This window comes from Paenibacillus sp. FSL R7-0204 (genome assembly GCF_038002225.1).
Classification (GTDB): domain Bacteria; phylum Bacillota; class Bacilli; order Paenibacillales; family Paenibacillaceae; genus Paenibacillus_AQ.
This window is the reverse complement of the sequence record NZ_JBBOCA010000002.1, coordinates 25,373-43,002: the sequence shown is the minus strand read 5'-3', so window position 1 is coordinate 43,002 and position 17,630 is coordinate 25,373. Positions and strand designations below refer to the sequence as shown.

Here is a 17,630-nt window from a genome sequence, read left to right as displayed (position 1 = left end):
AGTCTATTTTGCTCAAAACTGTGTATATCTTATCCTGGCGGGGGGCTTGGTGAAGGTGGAACCTATCTTTCAGATTGAGCAGCTGCGGCGCATCGGGCATTTCAATATGGACACCGACCATTTCCATGATTTCTACGAAATATATTATCTGTTATCCGGGCAGCGGCACTATTATATCCGGAATGGAATGTACGCGCTGGAGGCCGGAGACCTCGTGTTTATTAACAAAAATCACCTCCACCGCACAACAGGCGGAAGCCATCTGCCGCATGAGCGGGTGCTGATCAGCTTCAATGATGCCTATCTGGAGCCGGTGGCACCCGGGGCAGATTGGATGAATGTGTTCGAAGGGGGGAGCTTCCTGCTGCGGCCCACGGCGCATGAACAGGGAGTCATTACAGATCTGCTCCAGGCGATGCAGGAGGAACAGAAGGAGGGGCTGCGCTGGAGCACTGAATATACAAGGATGCTGCTGCTACAATTGCTGATTACGCTGGAGCGGATAAGGAGGGCGAAGCCCGCCCTGGTCTCCCCGGAGCAGAGCGAGGGGCAGCGCCGGGTGTACAGCATTATCGAATATCTGGACAACCATTACAGCGAGCGGCTGAGTCTTGGGGGGATTGCCGAGCAGTTCTTCATAAGCGCAACGTATCTGTGCCGGATTTTCAAGCAGACGACAGGCTTCACCATCATCGAATACCTTAACTATGTCCGCATCCGTGAGGCGAAGGTACTGCTCACGCAGACGAAGTGGCCGATCACCCGGGTGTCGGCGGAGACGGGATTTGAGAGCATTGCGCATTTCGGGCGGGTGTTCAAGGCGATTACAAGGCGTTCCCCTCTCCAGTACCGCAAGCAGCACAGGGGATGACGACTACGGTTCGCATCCGCTGTTTCATTCGACAATCGCTGCGGAAGTATTACATATTTTTCAATCTTTTACTCAGGATTTGCCCTATAATAGGGAAGATTAAAATACAAATATTGGGGTGTGTTATGAAAATGAAATCAGGGGGCCTCTGGCTTGCTGCTGCCATGCTTGCCGTATCCGTAACCGGGTGCTCCTCGGACAAGGCGGGTCCCGCACCAGAAGACCTGGACAGGCTGAAGACAGAGATTAGTGAGCTGCAAAAGGAGAACAAATTCCTAAAAGAACAGAATGAGATGTTAAAGGAGAGCCTGGTAAAGCCTGTGACAGCAGAAGAGGAGGGCGGTTCGGCTGAACTTGTAAATGACGGGAACAGCCCGGCAGCGCCGGATTCCGGTAATGACCACAAGCTGATCGTAAAAGGCACGCCGCTGGTTATTGAGGGGACGGGTGAGTATACCGTAACTAAGACTTCTTTTGGCAAAAAGATTAGTCCTTCCAATCCGGGGTCCTTCTACACCTACTATGAAGCCAAGGAACCAGGGACAATCTATCTGGCGATCACCTTGAAGGTGAAGAACCTGGCAGGTGAGGCTATGGATGCAGAGGATGTAGCGGATGTGGAGGTTACCTACGACAACAAATACAAGTATAGTACCTTTGATACCATGGAAGAGAAGGGCGGGGAAGACTTCGCCTATACCAGTCTGTCGGAGATCGAACCACTGAAGAACGGCACGCTGGTGTTCCTGGCCGAGGTGCCTGATGAAGTGAAGTCCAGCGGCAAGCCGCTATATGCCGACTTCAGCATCGGGGGCGAAACCTACCGTTATACCATTGCGAAATAAGAGAAGAGCCTGTACGGCCGCAGAGTGAACTGTGGTTAGCAGGCTCTTTATTGATGTTAAGAGATTAGTCCTGCCCGAAAAAAGCCGGCAGATACTCCCTGTTCGCCTCCAGCATCTCATCCAGCATGACGATCGCTACTTCCACGGAAGGGACGAGCGGGTGATGGGCCAGCGCCTGGATCGCCAGGCTGCGGTCTCCGGTGACGGCGGCGTCGATGGCGAGCTGCTCGTAGACTTTGACGGCATGAATCAGTCCCTTGGCCATCGGCGGAATCCGGGTCAGCGGCAGCGGGAGGGGGCCAGTCTTCGTGACGACGCAGTTCACCTCGATGCTGGCATCGTCCGGCAGGAAGTCAAGGATGCCCCGGTTCGCTACATTCAGCGTCTGGATGTCATTGGTCCCGTTATAGAGCGAGCGCATCAGGTTCACGGCCGCTTCGGAATAAAAGGCTCCGCCGCGCTGCTCCAGCTGCTTCGGCTTCTCATTCAGCGCAAGGTCGCTGTAGATAGCGAACAGCTCCTCCTCCACACGCTTGACGACTTCGGCACGGTTCCCGCCTTGCGCTGCGGCTTCCTGCTGCTCCGCGAGCATCGCATCGGTCATGTAGAAGTACTTCAGATAATACGAAGGCAAGGCGTGCAGCGATTGCAGGAACTCCGGGTTCCATTCGCGTGCCGGAACATTCTTCGCACTGTAGACTGCGGTATCCTCCAGCATCTCCTGCAGCTTGTCTTCCCCCTCCACATCAATGCGGGTAATCCAGTGCAGGTGATTCAGGCCGACGAACTCGGCGTAGATCCGGTCCGGTGCGGCGCTGTATTTGGCCGACACCTGCTTGATCAGGCCAATCGGGGCATTGCAGAGACCGATACTCTTCACCTTGGAGTACCGCAGCACGGCTTCGGTGACCATGCCAGCGGGATTGGTGAAGTTGAGCAGCCAGGCGTCCGGTGCCAGCTCCTCGATATCGCGGCAGATGCCGAGGATAACCGGGATGGTGCGCAGCGCCTTCAGCATACCGCCGGGGCCGGTCGTCTCTTGGCCGATCACGCCGTATTTCAGCGGAATCGACTCGTCACGGGCACGGGCATCCAGCATCCCGACACGGATCTGCGTGCTGACAAAGTCCGCACCGGCAATGGCCTCGCGGCGGTCCGTGGTAAGATGGACCTCGATCGGAAGGCCGGACTTCTCCACCATACGCTTCGCCAGAGCGCCTACGATGTTCAGCTTATGCAGACCAGCCTCAATGTCTACAAGCCACAGCTCCCGGACAGGAAGCTCCTTATGATGCAGAATGAAGCCTTCTACCAGTTCGGGGGTATAAGAAGACCCTCCGCCGATGACGGCAATCTTAAGACCTTGGTTCGCTGTCAAAATGAATCACTCCTGTCTGGTGGTAGTGGGAATAAGCTCGAAATCCTGGTAAGCACGCATCGTCTCATACATAGCCTGGCTGACGGTGATCCCGTCCTGCTCCAGCGCAGACCAGAGAGCGCCGACCACGGGCTCGGTGGAGAGGGTGACTACTGACGCGCCTGGTGCCGCTTCATGTACTGCCTGCTCAATCGGCCCGCGAATCCAGCCCCGGTCGCCCCGGGTCAGCAGGCTTCCGGCCAGCACCACATCGAATTCATCGTTCTCCATGCCGAGACGATGAATGACGGCCGCCGCGGCCTTGCCCAGCTCTACGCCTTGGCGGTTCAGGATTGCAAGCGCTGGGGCATCGCCCTCAGCCGCTGCCGGGAAGAGTAGGCGGGCCGCATCCAGCGGTACCTGCTTCCCGTGATCCAGGAAGTCATCGTACATATCGTCCACCTGCTCATAGCCTAGCAGCCTGAGGAGCGGCTCCGTTAGCAGCGTGGGGATCTCGCGGCCATCCCAGGCCCGGATGACTGTGCGGAACACCTCGATGTTCAGCGCGCCGCCGCCGCCGAAATCGCCGTACATATAATCGAAGCCGCCGCACTGAAAGTGTCGGCCCTGCGGACTCAGGCCTGCCGCATTAGTGCCGGTGCCGCAGATCAGGGCTACGCCGCAGGGGCGGTCCGTCCCCGCCCGCAGGCCGATCATCGTATCGGCGCTGATCGTGTGCTGCGTGAAACCGATCCGGCGGATCATCGGATGAAGAATATTATAATCGGTCTGGCGGTCCGCCCCGGCCAGCCCGAGGTAGGCATGGCGGAGCTGGTCCAGCCGGAGCCCGGCTTCGGCCAGCGCGCCGAAGGCTGCTTCGCGGATGCTTGCTTCCGCCTGCTGTACGCTGATCTGGTGATTGCCATTGCCGCTCCGGCCTTTGCCGAGGATGCGGCCTTGTTCATCGCATATGAGGGCGTAGGTTTTGCTGCCGCCCCCGTCGATTCCCATATAATAAGCCAATGATTTGTCACTCCTAGAGTTTTGTCTTCGTGGATTCCCGCACGATCAGCTCCGGGTCGATCCGGACAGCGGAGCCGCGCTTCATCTCCCCGCTGATCCGGCGCAGCAGCATGTCGGCGGCGGCGACTCCGATTTTGTCCGCCGGCTGGCGCACAGTGGTCAGATGCGGGTGGAGCTGGGAGGCGATATAGTGGTCGTCGTAACCGACTACAGCAACCTCCTCCGGCACTCTTACGCCAGCCTCCATCAGGGCATTGATCACCCCGAGGGCGATATTGTCATCTCCGGCGAATACGGCCCCTGGCAGCTTGCCCTCCGCAAGCCAGCGCTGCGCCGTATCGTAGCCCATGGCGATCTCGAATTCACCGGGCACGATCTCGAACGGGACGAGGCCCTGCTCCTGCAGCGCCTGCAGGAAGCCCGCACGCCGTTCACGCGTACTGCGGAACATCTCCTGCCCGCAGAGATGGGCGATGGAGGTGTGCCCCAGCTCCAGCAGGTGGCAGGCTGCGGCATACCCGCCTTTGAAGTTGTCGATGGTAATGGAATAGCTGTCATTCTCCGGCAGCTGGTTGTCGATCAGCACATAGGGAATGCCCCGCCGCTTCAGCTCGACAATATAATTGTCCTCTTTGATCGGGGAGAGCAGGATGAGTCCGTCCACCCGGTCCTCCTGAATCAGGTAGTGGCTCTCGCCGGAGCCGATGCCATCCGACACAGAGATGGCCAGATAATACCCGTGCAGGGCCAGCGTCTCATTCAGCTCCTTAACCACGGCATCGAAGAAGGAATCCTGCAAGGTCGTTACAACTAGGCCAATGATGCCGGTCTTGCCGCTGGCTAGACTACGGGCTGCCGCATTCGGGCGGTAATCCAGCTCCTTGATTGCGTCGAGCACCTTCTGGCGGTTGTTCTCCCGCACAGAGGTTGCTCCGTTTAATACCCGCGATACGGTGACCACGGACAGCCCTGATTTTTTGGCTACATCAAAAATACTTACTTTCATCTCAAGCGCTCCTTGCGGCGGATTTGCCGGTGCTTATATTCTATCTCCAGTATACAGGCCGCACCGGGGTTCCGCTAAACATATAACCCTCGCCGGGGCGCTATCGCCTGATGATCTCCGTAACCTTCTTCTGAATCACCGGCATAACCTCTTCGAGGGTCTTGTGTCCCGTCTCGACCGGCTGCAGCTCATTGATGAACATGTCGTTGATCTGCGAGTAGTTGGTGATCAGATGGTTGTAGGATTCATAGCCGTATTTGACCGCGCCCTCGTAGACCTTCTTCACATCCCCCGGATCAATGCCGTCAAAATGCTTGTAATACACCTCAGCCGCTTCCGTGTTGACTGGCGGATTGCCGCCGCTCAGCGCAATGGACTTCTCCTGGACTTCAGTGGTCATGAGGTATTTGATCCATTCAAAAGCCTCCTTCGGATGCTTCGAGTCCTTCAGAATGAGCAGCGGATCAACGAACAGCGTGCTGCGCACCTTGTCGTTGCCTCCCCAGGGCACAGCGGCTACGCCTATTTTGAACGGGAAGTCGTTAGCCCCGGCAAGGTTCCAGGAGCCGCCGATGGACATGCCGATCTTGCCTGCGACGAACGGATCGCCGTTTTGTCCGGCAACGCTTTTGCTCCACTCGGAGGTCGGGGATACCTTCTCCTTGAATACAAGGTCGAACAGCTTCTGGTATGCGGCAATCACCTCGGGGGAATCAAAATGCGTCTCGGAAGGGACGCCGCCGTTGGTCCAGGTATCCTCAGAGTAAGGTTCTGCCCCGAAGTACAGCGGCCGCATATCCCGCTCCGCCCAGGTGAAGTCTACGCCGTACTGTGTTTTGGCAATATCGTCCGAGACGAGCGTCATCTTCTTGGCATCCTCCACCATGCGGTCAAACGTCCAGCTCTTATCTTCATAATCACTTGGCGGGTAGGAGACGCCCGCAGCATCGAACATATCCTTGTTGTAGAGCATCAGGGTGACGTACATATTGACTGGTATGCCGTAGGTATGACCGTTTACGGTATAGATTTTCATCAGATTCTCAGGGATATTGTAGTCCTCCGCCTTGAAGCCGTCTTCCTTAATGAGGTCCGTCAGATCCAGCAGCATACCCTTGTTATAATATTCGGCAAAACCGCCGTATCCGTAGTGGCTCGTCACATCCGGGGAATTACCGCCGGCAATCAGTGTCTGCAGCTTGCTGTCGAACTGCTCATATGGTGCCTTCTCTACCTTGACCTTGATGTTCGGATGCGCCTTCTCGAAATCCGGGATCAGCTTCTCGATAAAAGTCCGGTCCTCAGAATCAATCGTATAGTGGGATATCGTCACTTGCTCCCCCGAACCGCTGGTATTCCCGGCTCCGCTGCCCCCAGCCGCCACATTGCCTGCCGATTTGCCGCCGCCGCAGCCTGATAGAGCTAGCATTGCCGTCAGGGCAGTTGTCAGCAGAATTGCCGTCCTCTTGCTCTTCACGATCTTCTTCATTGTTCAATCCCTCCATGGTTTCAAATGTTGTGGACAAGATTATTTGATGCCCGTCAGTACGATGCCTTCGACGAACTGCTTCTGGGCGATGGCGAACAGGGTGACGATTGGAACCATAGCCAGGACGGAGGCGACCATCAGCAGATGCCAAGGCGGAATGCGGAAGCGTGATGAGGTGAGGGAGGCCATCCCGACCGGAAGCGTGAATTTGTCCGATGAGCTTAGATAGAGTACAGGGGTCAACAGATCATTCCAGCTATAGATAAAAGCAAAGATCGCAACCGTTGCCAGCGCCGGCGCCGACAACGGCAGCGCGATCGTCCGCCACATCCTCAGCTCGCCGCAGCCGTCCATGCGTCCCGCGTCGAACAGTTCCTCAGGCAGCGTGGAGAAGAACTGCCGCAGCAGGAAGATGTTATACGCCGAGCCGAAGAAGGCAGGCACAATCAGCGGCAGGAAGGTGTCGATCCACTGCATTTTGGAGAAGAGCACGAACTGCGGAATCATAATAGCCGGATAAGGCAGCATCATCGTGCTCAGCAGCAGGATGAACCAGAAGTTGTTGCCGCGTCCCCGGTATCTGGCGAACCCGTAAGCGACCAGCGCCGAAGAGAGCAGGGTGCCCAGCACGGAGAGGCCGGCGATAATCAGGCTGTTCTTGTACATGGTGCCGAACTGGAGCGTCTCGAAAATATCGGTATAATTGCTCCAGGCCCAGCTCTCCGGCAGAAAGGTCGGCGGGAACTTCAGCATCTCCCGTTTCGACTTCAGCGAGGTGGAGACCATGAAGAACAGCGGCAGCAGCATGAGGAATGTTGTAAGGAGCAGCGTGATGAAGCTGGCAAGCTTAACAGGCTTGAATCTCCGGCGCAGCCGGGAGGGCGGGCCAAGCGGGCGGGTGGCCTTAACGGTACTCATCGGCGGCTGCCTCCTTCATAATGGACATAACGGCGCGACAGCCTCATAATGACCGCCGTGAACAGCATGACGACAATCAGCAGGACCCAGGCAAGCGCGGAGGAGTATCCGGCGCGGTATTCCTTGAAGGCACTGGTATACAGATTGTAGACGTAGAACCAGGTAGAGTAGTTGGGGCCGCCCTGCGTCATGACGAAGGCTTGCGTGAACACCTGGAAGGAGTCGATCAGACCCATAATCAGCTGGAACAGCAGGACAGGCGAGATCATTGGCAGCGTAATATTCAGGAAAATGCGGAAGCGTCCTGCGCCGTCCAGATTGGCAGCTTCGATCAGGCTGGCCGGGACGCCCTGCAGACCGGCAAGGAAGAGGATCATGCCCGAGCCTGCTGTCCAGAGAGACATGATAATTAGGGCATACAGCGCTGTATCGGGGTTCATCAGCCAGGCCGGGCCCTGAATGCCGAACCAGGAGAGCATATAATTGAAGAGGCCGATCTGCGGATTAAAGATCCAGTACCAGAGGAGCGACATGGCCACGCCCGAGACCATGCTGGGGAAATACATCGCTGTCCGGAAGAAGCCGCGCCAGGGAAGAGTCTGATGCAGCAGCAGGGCGAATCCCAGGCCAAGCAGCAGCTGTACCGGAACGCTGATGAAGGTATATCTCAGGGTGACCTTCACGGAACGCCAGAATAGCTCATTGTGGAACATCTCCGTGTAGTTAGCGAGGCCGATGAATTGGGGCGGATGAATGATGTCATAGTCGGTGAAGCTGTAATACAGCGATGACAGGATCGGGTACAGGGCGAAGATCAGGAAGCCGACCAGCCAGGGGGAAATGAACAGATACATGTAGAATGTCTGCCGCCGGCTCTCACTCTTAATCACGAACACACCAGCCTTTCTTCCTATAAAGTATAAGCGCTTTAACTTTAGCAGTAAATAAAAATCGAAATATGCAATATAAGTAGGTAAAACAAAATCATAAGTTAAATCGCTTTAACTTTAATGCTGTCTGTTTCCCTAATCATAGTGGATGAAACGGAAATAATCAACCCTTTATTTAGGGGATAAAGCGCTATCAGTCAGAAAATATAACAAGTGAATGAATTAGTTTGCTGAAAATGATGAAAATTCTAGTGTTAATAAGAATTTTGTGTCAGGTTATGTGACTTATGAGCGCGATTTTTGGATCAGCTCACCTTCGGGCGACAGATTTGCATACAAAGTGCCTGTCAGTCAACGCGCCGCCCAATGTAATCGGTTTTCCGATTACAATCAGCCTGGCAGCCCTCGCGCCGCCCAATGTAATCGGTTTTCCGATTACAATCAGCCTGGAAGCCCTCGAGCTGCCCGATGTAATCGGTTTTCCGATTACAATCGTCCCGGTAGCCCTCGCGCCACCCAATATAATCGGTTTTCCGATTACAATCAGCCTGGCAGCCCTCGCGCTGCCCGGTGTAATCGGTTTTCCGACGACAATCGCCCCGTCAGCCATCGCGCCACCCAATGTAATCGGTTTTCCGATTACAATCAGCCCGTCAGCCCTCGCGCTGCCCGATGTAATCGGTTTTCCGATTACAATCGTCCCGGTAGCCCTCGCGCCACCCAATGTAATCGGTTTTCCGATTACAATCAGCCCGTCAGCCCTCGCGCTGCCCGATGTAATCGGAAAACCGATTACAATCAGCCCGTCAGCCCTCGCGCTGCCCAATGTAATCGGTTTTCCGATTACATTATACTCCCCGGAACAACAAAAAACCGTCCGGCATTGCCGGACGGTCCTTGCACCCCTAACAGCTGGTGCGCAGCTTAATTCAGTTCCACTGATGATCGCCGGACAGATACTTCTCGGTCAGTACCGACAGCAGCTCGATTCCGACCTGATTCTGTCCGCCTTCCGGGATGATCAGGTCGGCGTATTTCTTGGAGGGCTCGATGAAAGCCTCGTGCATCGGCTTCACCGTGGTGAGGTATTGCGTATGAATTGAACGGATGGTTCGCCCGCGTTCCTCGATATCCCGCAGCACCCGGCGCAGAATGCGCACATCGGGATCGGTGTCCACGAACACCTTGATGTTGAGCTGCTCGCGCAGCTTCTCATCGGACAGCACATGCAGTCCTTCTAGAATGACGATATTATTCGGGGCAAGCTCCACAGTCTTCTCGGTTGAACGGGCATGAACCGTGAAGTCATACACGGGAGCGAAGGCGGCTTGTCCCGCTTTGAGACAATCCAGATGCTCGATCAGCAGTTCCGTGTCAAAGGCCAGCGGGTGGTCATAGTTAATTGCACCGCGTTCAGCCATGTTGAGGTAAGAATGGTCTTTATAGTAGTTATCCTGGGATATGAATGTTACTTTGTCAGAGCCAAGACGGTCAATCACGGAGCGCGCTACCGTTGTCTTGCCGGAGCCGGTCCCGCCGGCGATACCAATAATAAGCATGGTGAATTTATAAACCTCCCTAAGCAATTGCCTTTGCAATTCCAATATTGTAGCACAGCGGTCAACTTATTTCACCTTGCTGGAGAGGAATATCATGTGAATATTCAAAACATTCGGTTATTTTGTAGGGGAATGATATAATTTCAAGGATTCATTCAGTTCGGATGCTACGGAGAAGGGGGCTGGGATAACAAAATGAACGAGGAGAATGCTTTAATGGAGGCGTTCGGCAGGACGCAGGTGCAGCTTGCAGGACATGGCAGACGGGATGCAGCGGTACTCAAAAAAGCGCTGGCCAGTGTAGAGGCTACCCTCGCTGCGGACTTGTACGGGACAGGGACGGTGATTGAGGAGTTCCAGGCGGAGATGGCAGAGGTGCTGGGCAAAGACTGCAGCGTGTTCTTCCCCAGCGGCACGATGGCCCAGCAGATTGCCCTGCGGATCTGGAGTGACCGTGAAGGCAGCAAAAGGGTCGCTTATCACCCGCTATGCCATCTGGAGATTCATGAGCAGGACGGCCTGAAGGAGCTGCATCATCTGGAGCCGCTGCTGCTGGGCAGTGCAGACCGGCTGATTACCCTCGGGGATGTGAAGGGGATGGGTCCGGGGATCGCCTGTCTGCTGCTGGAGCTGCCGCAGCGGGAGATCGGCGGACAGCTGCCGGAGTATACGGAACTGGAAGCGATATCGGCGTATTGCCGGGAGCAGGGAATCAAGCTCCATCTGGACGGGGCGCGGCTGTTCGAGGTGCTGCCTTACTACGGCAAGACGGCGGCCGAGGTCTGCGCGCTGTTCGATAGCGTGTATGTCTCCCTGTACAAGGGCATTGGCGGGATTGCCGGAGCGATCTTAGCCGGGAGCCGGGACTTCACAGAGGAGTCGAAGATCTGGAAACGCCGCCACGGCGGTGACCTGATCAGTCTCTATCCCTATATTGTCCCGGCCCGGTATTATTACCGGCAGCGAATTAGCAGGATGCCAGAATACTATGAGCAGGCCAAGGAGCTGGCGGCCTTATTCAACAGCTGCCATAAAGTATCTACACTGCCGGAGGTTCCGGTCTCGAATATGTTCCATATTCATTTCGCGCTGCCGCAGGAGCAACTCGCCCCCGTATTGATTGGGATCTATAACGAGACCGGCATTGGCCTGACACCACGGCTCAAGCCAACCGGAGAGACCGCCTGTTACTATGAGCTGAACATAGGCGATGTCTACGGCGGCGTCTCCAAGACGGCTCTGAGGGAAGCATTCCGGCTGCTGGATGAGCGGCTGAAGCTGCTCTGACTCTGTTAGACAGGTAACAAGCCTCTGCGGAAGTCCGCAGAGGCTGTTTGCTGATTGCAGTTCAGGTGGAAGCAGGAACAGCGAAAGGCAGCGCCTGGGTTCAAAGATAAGAATTTATATGCATCGCGCAACAAAAATTCCTTATCTTTCTTCTTGGAGGATGCAGACTAGGCCTGACTCCGCAGAGCCATTTTTCTCACCGGTCCGGCCACCATCTTCTTCTCTGCCCCGTTCAGTCCGAACAGCCACATGGTAAGCACATAGATGAGGGAGTACAGGATGACATACATGCCCAGGTACACGTAAGAAGTGATGCTCACGAAGCTAAGCAGGAACCCGCACGCACCGGACAGCAGCACCACCGGAATGAAGACGCGGATGATCTGCAGCCAGAAGTGAAGGATATCGAACTTCAATTTATACTTGTAGTACACATTATTCAGGCATACATTGATGATCATCCCGATAGCCGTAGCAATGGCGCAGCCTGTAATCCCCCAGATCCGGATGAACCAGAAGGTTAAGGCCACCTTCAGAATAGCAACAGAGAAATAGATGAAGGCCTTCACCCTGTGCATATTCATCGCTTCCAGCATGGTGGCGAACAGCGATTGCACAATTGACGTGATCTGGGGAATGATGATGATCAGCGCAACCGTGTACGCATATTTGTAATCCTGGCCGAGCCAGATCAGAATGAAGCTCTGTCCGAATAACACGAAGCCCGAGACGATGTAGCCTACGATCAGCGCCTGTATTCTGCCAATTTTGACCAGCTCCAGCATTAAGGCCGCCTGATCTGCACCCTTGACGATCATCTTGGTGAGCTTCGGCAGATAGAAGCTGGCCAGCACATTGGAGAAGTTGAGAATATACGTGTTGAGCTGGGCGGCGATGGCGAAGATGGCGATGGGCGTAGCCCCGAGGAACATCCCGATGATCAGCGGATCAGCATTCGTATAGATCTGGAAGGCGATCGACGACAATAAGATATAGGACGAATAGCTGAAGATCTCCTTGAACAGCTTGGTATCGAAGCCGTGGAACCGGACCCTCAGATTCAGCTTGGTGCGGCAAAAGACCACGTTGATCACGCCGATCGCCAGGTTCAGCACAAGCGCAACGGTAACCATTCCTGTCGATCTGAAGTCGAACAGCAGGACCAGCACCATCATGGCCGGAGAGAGGACCACGCGGATCAGGTTGATGATTTTGAGATAGACGAACCGCTCATAGGCCGTAATGATCGAGCTGAAGATATTCAGCGGGAACGAGACAGCCACATTGATGGCAGCAATGATGAATATGGTCTTCAGAATGCCGAGCTCAGCTGCATCGAGGCTGCTGAAGATCGAATCGAAATTGAACACCAGAATCACACTGGCAAGTAAGGAGAGGAGTCCGATGGCTGAGAACAGCAGCAGGAACATTCCGTTAATATTGCGCTGGCCTGCGGAGTCATTCTCAGAGATGTATTTCGCATTGAAGCGGATGACCGCGCTGCCGAAGCCCAGATCCAGCAGGACGATATAGGCGATGATGGAGTTCACCAGCGCGAATAATCCATATTCGGATTTCCCCAGGGTCGACACAATGAACGGCGTCGAGCCCAGGGAGATAATGACGCCCAGAAAGACCGAAGCATAGGTTATGATTGCAGCAAGTTTTATATTTGTTTTCAAGGGTGGGATCGCTTCCTCGCTACAGAGAGTGTCTTGTGCTTATCTTAAGCGGTAACGATAGACGAAGCAGGTTCTCTAGCGCTGCTGCTTGCCATGGATTCAATGATCTGGCTGTAGTGCTGGAACGAGAATTCATTATTGTACCGGGGACGCTGGATCGTCTTCAGTTCTTCCAGCAATGCCGGGATGTGCTTCACATCGTTCGTGAATTTCACATAGCCCAGATGCTTGATCCATTCGTAGCTGCCTACGACCTTATAATTGTAATTCCCCAGCGCAATACAAGGCGTGGACGTAATCGCTGCAAAAATCATCCCGTGCAGGCGGTCCGTAATCACAACCTCGGCCTCCTTGAACTGGTTCCATAAGGTGTTCAGCTCGTGATCCCGGTCTTCCAGCGAGACAGGGCGGAGGATGCAGGTATCCGTGAAGGTAGTGGTGCTGTAGTGCTTGGAGGTGTACTCCTGAATGACCTTTTTATCCTGCTCGCTGAAAATACTTTCCTTATCGGCTCTAATACACAGAAGGGCACCGTGACGCTCCTTGGGAGGGTCAGTGATATCCAGGGACATGACAATGTCCGGCGTTAACAGCACTGCGTTGTTTCTGAAACCTGCTTTCATAATTTCGTACGACGTTGCTTCTCTGGCGACCAGAGTGAGGTCCTTATGGGAACCGTAGAGGTCCTGTGTTTTCTTGAACTCCGCGCGCCCCAGCTCGGTATCACCGAAGTAGATGGTCTGCGGGAAGACGATGATTTTGTTATTTGGGAATTCAGAGATAATCTTGCGGCGCACCTCTTCCTCGCGGAAATACTCGATTCCGAAGTTGCCCCCGCCCTGAAGCACGAAGATATCCTCCGGGGAACAGAATTCCTCCAGGCACTTCATGTTATGCATCAGCCGGTTGGCGACAATCTCAATCAGGGTATAGTCGGGAAAAGCTTTCCGCAAAAAATTCATCTGCGCATAAGTGATGGCGTGATCGCCCAGATTGTCATGCTCGGGGGAGCCGACGACGTAAATGGCTTTCGTCTTGTCTTTATATGCATTCCGGTAGCTCAGATAGCCCTTATAATATTGATAGACGGGAATATTGCTTACATAATTGCGGAAAGACAGCGGAAGGATCTTCTCAAGGGCTTGGCTCATATCATATTACTTCCCTTCAAACGGAGTTTGGAATAATACAGCATTTTGTATACTGTGGAGCTGGTCAGAATAAGCAGGGCTGCGGTCTTCATCTCCCGGCGGATGATGCGGTTGCGCAGGATCGCGGAGGTATGCTTGCTCAGGAACCCGCCCAGCTCGGCCAGATATTCCTTGTTCACTGCAGTCTCGCCGGTAATCAGCTGGAAGTTGCACAGCTCAATGCCTTCGGTTACGGTCCGGGATAACGAGATTTCTTTGGCGAGCGGATAGTTTTTATCCTGAATCGTCTCGTAGATCTCCAGTGCCGCACGGAAGCGGTCGTAATATTTCCGGTTGTTCATCGCTCCGGTGATGCTGTCGCTTCGCTTCAGATACAGGTATTTGGGTGAGTCCAGCGAGACGGTCTTGTTCGCCTGGAGGAATAATTTATAGGTGGTAAAAATGTCCTCGAAATACCGGCCGACCGGATATCTTACCTGGCTGAACAGCTCGGCCTTATACAGCTTATCCCAGGCAAGGTTCTGGATCTCGGTATCCTCAAGCAGCTTGTCAACGGCTTGCGCATTATCGTATACACGCACCTGGTGCGTGAAGGATTTTTCCAGCTTGACATCATCCTGTACCTCGCAATGGCCGCATACAGCGATATCTGCATTGTGGGCGGTGATGAGTCCGTGCAGGGCTTCGTACATGTCCGGTTCAATCCAGTCATCGCTGTCGACGAACCCGATATACCGGCCCTCTGCCACATCAATTCCATAGTTGCGGGCATCGGACAATCCGCCGTTCTGCTTGTGAATGACGACGACACGGGGGTCCAGTTCCTTGTAATACTCGCATATCTCGCCGCACTTATCGGGTGATCCGTCATTGACCAGAATCAATTCAAAGCTGCGGAAGGTCTGCGCCAATATCGAATCCACACACTTCCTCAGGTACAATTCCACGTTGTAGATAGGCACAATAATACTTATCTCTGGCTTCACTCGAGCAGTCACTTCCTTTCCCGGTTCTGATTCGGGTCTACGCGTCACTTGATTTGTGAATATCTTACTATCCGCGTCAAAAGGTTGTATATACTACTAAAGTGTACTTATCGCTTGAGGAGGGGCGTGGACTGCCAGACGGGAAGCCGCTGTTCCGCAGCAAAAAGACCGCAGCACCATGGGGTGACTGTGGCCTTTCGCCTGCTTAAATTTAGTTAAATGTAATCGTCAGCGCGCTGGTAAACTGGCCGTCCGGCGGCAGGGAGATGGCGTTCTGCTTTTCCCGGAAATCGCCGGTGAAGCCTTCGAGATCGGCCACGCCATGCCAAGGCTCGATACACACGAACGGCGCATTCTTCGGCTGCCAGATGCCGAGATCGGGGAAGCCCGTGAAGGCGACTGTTACGCTCCGGTCCGACTGTCTGCTTTTCAGGGCAACCGATTTGGACTGGACATTGCGGAAGACCAAGGCGTCATGCGCGAACATGTCGTGGTTCAGCGGCAGCTTGTTGTCCCCGCCGAGCATAGTCTCGCTCTGGCCCGGAGTGATCAGGCCATTCTCATTCAGGAATAAGCGCTCCAGGCGCTCCGGCTGTTCGAACTCAAGATAGTAGTCGGTGAAGCGGCCTTCTCCTCCAATCGGGCAGTTGAACGCCGGATGGGTGCCAAGCTGGAAGAACATCTCCCCTTCTCCGGGATTCTCCACCCGGTAGCCGATGTCCAGTGTGCTGCCGTTCAGAGTATAGGTCAGAGATAGATGGAACGGATACGGGTAGCTGGCCAGCGTATCTTCGCTGTGGGAGAGGCGGAAGACCGCCCGTGTCTCACTGGACTCCACCAGCGTGAATTCGCTGCGTCTGGCGAAGCCGTGCCGGGCCAGCGGATACGTCTGCCCGTCTACCCGGACCGCTTCGCCTGCGGCTCCCCCGATCATTGGGAACAGCACCGGGGAACGGCCTGTCCAATAGGCGGCATCTCCGTTCCACATATATTCAGTATCTGTATCCGTTCTTTTGAAGCTGACCAGCTCAGCACCGAGTGAACTGATCTCGGCCACGGCCAGGCCGCTGCGCAAAATAGTGTTCATGCTTTTACCCCTCTCGCCCTGCAATATGTAATCCTGATGTCTCATATTCTAACAGACTTCCCCGCAGGTGCCAGCAAATAACGGAAATTCTCCAGCCTATAATTTTTACAGTATGTACAATGACAAACAGGTGGAATTCGTTAACATATAAGGATAGCAATCATTCCATATCAGCGGAAACGGGGGAATAAGCCGGTGCAGGTTAAGCAACTATTGGTGAACGGTGAGCGGCTGAAGAATACGATTGAGGCCTTTGCCGATTTCGGGCGGACAGACCATAACGGAGTTACCCGGTTATCGCTGTCGGAGCAGGATGTGCGGGTGCGCGGCTATTTCACCGCCTGCTGTGAAGAGCTGGGCATGACCGTAAAGGTGGATGATATGGGCAATATGTATGCCACTCTGGCTGGCAGTGAAGAGAGGCCGCCGATAGTGATAGGCTCACATCTGGATACCGTGAAGAAGGGTGGCAGATTCGACGGTGTGCTCGGGGTGATTGCCGGCCTTGAGGTGGTGAGAACCTTGGTGGATCAAGGGATTCGGCCCCGGTTGCCTGTCACGGTGATGAACTTCACCAATGAGGAAGGTGCCCGCTTCGAGCCGTCCATGATGGCCTCAGGCGTCTTGTCCGGCAGGTTCAATAAGACGGCTATGCTGGAGAAGAAGGATGCGGAGGGGATCAGCTTCGGCGAGGCGCTGGAGGCCAGCGGTTACGCCGGGGAGGTTGAGAACCGGATCAGCGAAGCGGCCGCTTATCTGGAGCTGCATATTGAGCAAGGCCCTGTGCTGGAGAAGGAGAACGTTAAGATCGGTCTGGTTGACTGTGTTGTGGGCATGGCCTGCTATGAGATTGAAGTGACCGGGGAGTCGGATCATGCCGGGACTACGCCGATGGATATGCGCCGGGATGCGCTATTTGCCGCTGCGGATATTATTACGGAGCTGCGCCGCAAGCTGGCGGTGCTGGACCCTGAGCTGGTTTACACGATGGGGCGGATGAATGTGCTGCCGAATATCCATACGGTCATTCCGAACAAGGTGATCTTCACCGTGGAAGCGAGACATAAGGATATGGATGTGGTTCGGGAGGTCGAGGCAGTCATTCACGGCCTGCCGGAGGAGCTGCTGGATTGCAGCGTGTCGAAGACGAAGCTGTGGGGCCGCGACACGGTATGGTTTAATCCGGGGATCTGTGCGCTGGTGGAGCAGGCCGCGCAGAAGCTAGGTTACAGCAGCCGGAAGCTGGCGAGCGGCGCGGGGCATGATGCCCAGTTCGTGGCCGGGTTCCTGCCGTCGGCGATGATTTTCGTCCCAAGTGTGAACGGGAAAAGCCATTGCGAGGAAGAGCTCACCTCCTACGAGGATTGTGAGATGGGCGTGAATGTGGTGCTGGAGACGGTGCTGTCGGTGCTGTCCCGCGACTGAGCGGCGGGTACTAAGCTTAGTTAGATAGTAATATTGGTATATGGATATGCTAAA

General features: G+C 54.8%; 16 protein-coding genes. 4 read left to right on the top strand and 12 right to left on the bottom strand.

From position 1 onward, the window contains the following. Nucleotides 1–55 precede the first annotated feature (55 nt). Entirely contained in the window at nucleotides 56–871 is an 816-nt protein-coding gene (locus tag MKX42_RS33090) for an AraC family transcriptional regulator (protein ID WP_340757990.1), read from the top strand. 125 nt (nucleotides 872–996) lie between these two features. Then, nucleotides 997–1,716, top strand: a complete 720-nt coding sequence (locus MKX42_RS33085; RefSeq protein ID WP_340757989.1) for a bZIP transcription factor — start codon at nucleotides 997–999, stop codon at nucleotides 1,714–1,716. Between the two features lie 64 nt (nucleotides 1,717–1,780). Here the strand turns inward: MKX42_RS33085 and MKX42_RS33080 are convergent, their stop codons facing one another. The 8 genes from MKX42_RS33080 to udk all read right to left on the bottom strand — a co-directional run bounded on the left by MKX42_RS33080 (nucleotide 1,781) and on the right by udk (nucleotide 9,958). After that, nucleotides 1,781–3,094, bottom strand: coding sequence for a 6-phospho-beta-glucosidase (locus tag MKX42_RS33080; protein WP_340757987.1), 1,314 nt, complete (start codon nucleotides 3,092–3,094; stop codon nucleotides 1,781–1,783). A gap of 6 nt (nucleotides 3,095–3,100) precedes the next feature. After that, the gene (locus tag MKX42_RS33075; RefSeq protein ID WP_340757985.1) at nucleotides 3,101–4,096 is read right to left on the bottom strand and encodes an N-acetylglucosamine kinase; all 996 of its coding nucleotides are present in this window, start codon (nucleotides 4,094–4,096) and stop codon (nucleotides 3,101–3,103) included. Between the two features lie 13 nt (nucleotides 4,097–4,109). Further along, nucleotides 4,110–5,102 carry a LacI family DNA-binding transcriptional regulator gene (locus MKX42_RS33070; RefSeq protein ID WP_340757983.1) on the bottom strand — a complete coding sequence of 331 codons (993 nt, stop codon included), beginning with the start codon at nucleotides 5,100–5,102 and terminating at the stop codon, nucleotides 4,110–4,112. Nucleotides 5,103–5,202: 100 nt separating this feature from the next. Continuing rightward, a complete protein-coding gene (locus MKX42_RS33065) occupies nucleotides 5,203–6,591 on the bottom strand; it encodes an ABC transporter substrate-binding protein (RefSeq protein ID WP_340757981.1) in 1,389 nt (462 codons plus the stop codon). Nucleotides 6,592–6,630: 39 nt separating this feature from the next. Further along, entirely contained in the window at nucleotides 6,631–7,509 is an 879-nt protein-coding gene (locus MKX42_RS33060) for a carbohydrate ABC transporter permease (RefSeq protein ID WP_340757979.1), read from the bottom strand. Then, nucleotides 7,506–8,405 (bottom strand): carbohydrate ABC transporter permease, encoded by a 900-nt coding sequence (locus MKX42_RS33055; RefSeq protein ID WP_340757978.1) that lies wholly within the window; start codon nucleotides 8,403–8,405, stop codon nucleotides 7,506–7,508. Before MKX42_RS33055 ends, MKX42_RS33060 begins: the two co-directional genes overlap by 4 nt. Nucleotides 8,406–8,709: 304 nt before the next feature. Beyond that, the gene (locus MKX42_RS33050) at nucleotides 8,710–9,225 is read right to left on the bottom strand and encodes a hypothetical protein (protein WP_340757975.1); all 516 of its coding nucleotides are present in this window, start codon (nucleotides 9,223–9,225) and stop codon (nucleotides 8,710–8,712) included. 103 nt (nucleotides 9,226–9,328) lie between these two features. Beyond that, nucleotides 9,329–9,958, bottom strand: coding sequence for a uridine kinase (udk, locus tag MKX42_RS33045; RefSeq protein WP_340757974.1), 630 nt, complete (start codon nucleotides 9,956–9,958; stop codon nucleotides 9,329–9,331). A 195-nt stretch (nucleotides 9,959–10,153) separates the two neighbouring features. On the opposite strand from udk, the gene MKX42_RS33040 reads away from it, so the two are divergent. Beyond that, nucleotides 10,154–11,245, top strand: coding sequence for a threonine aldolase family protein (locus MKX42_RS33040; protein ID WP_340757973.1), 1,092 nt, complete (start codon nucleotides 10,154–10,156; stop codon nucleotides 11,243–11,245). A 167-nt stretch (nucleotides 11,246–11,412) separates the two neighbouring features. Here the strand turns inward: MKX42_RS33040 and MKX42_RS33035 are convergent, their stop codons facing one another. From MKX42_RS33035 to MKX42_RS33020, 4 genes are all read right to left on the bottom strand, one after another. After that, complete coding sequence (locus MKX42_RS33035) at nucleotides 11,413–12,927, bottom strand: oligosaccharide flippase family protein (RefSeq protein ID WP_340757971.1); 1,515 nt, start codon at nucleotides 12,925–12,927, stop codon at nucleotides 11,413–11,415. Between the two features lie 44 nt (nucleotides 12,928–12,971). After that, nucleotides 12,972–14,078, bottom strand: a complete 1,107-nt coding sequence (locus tag MKX42_RS33030; RefSeq protein ID WP_340757970.1) for a polysaccharide pyruvyl transferase family protein — start codon at nucleotides 14,076–14,078, stop codon at nucleotides 12,972–12,974. Continuing rightward, nucleotides 14,075–15,064, bottom strand: coding sequence for a glycosyltransferase (locus MKX42_RS33025; RefSeq protein ID WP_340757969.1), 990 nt, complete (start codon nucleotides 15,062–15,064; stop codon nucleotides 14,075–14,077). Before MKX42_RS33025 ends, MKX42_RS33030 begins: the two co-directional genes overlap by 4 nt. Nucleotides 15,065–15,275: 211 nt before the next feature. Beyond that, complete coding sequence (locus MKX42_RS33020; protein WP_340757968.1) at nucleotides 15,276–16,151, bottom strand: aldose 1-epimerase family protein; 876 nt, start codon at nucleotides 16,149–16,151, stop codon at nucleotides 15,276–15,278. 195 nt (nucleotides 16,152–16,346) lie between these two features. Between MKX42_RS33020 and MKX42_RS33015 the strand changes: the two genes are divergently transcribed. Continuing rightward, the gene (locus tag MKX42_RS33015; protein ID WP_340757967.1) at nucleotides 16,347–17,576 is read left to right on the top strand and encodes a Zn-dependent hydrolase; all 1,230 of its coding nucleotides are present in this window, start codon (nucleotides 16,347–16,349) and stop codon (nucleotides 17,574–17,576) included. Nucleotides 17,577–17,630 lie beyond the last annotated feature (54 nt).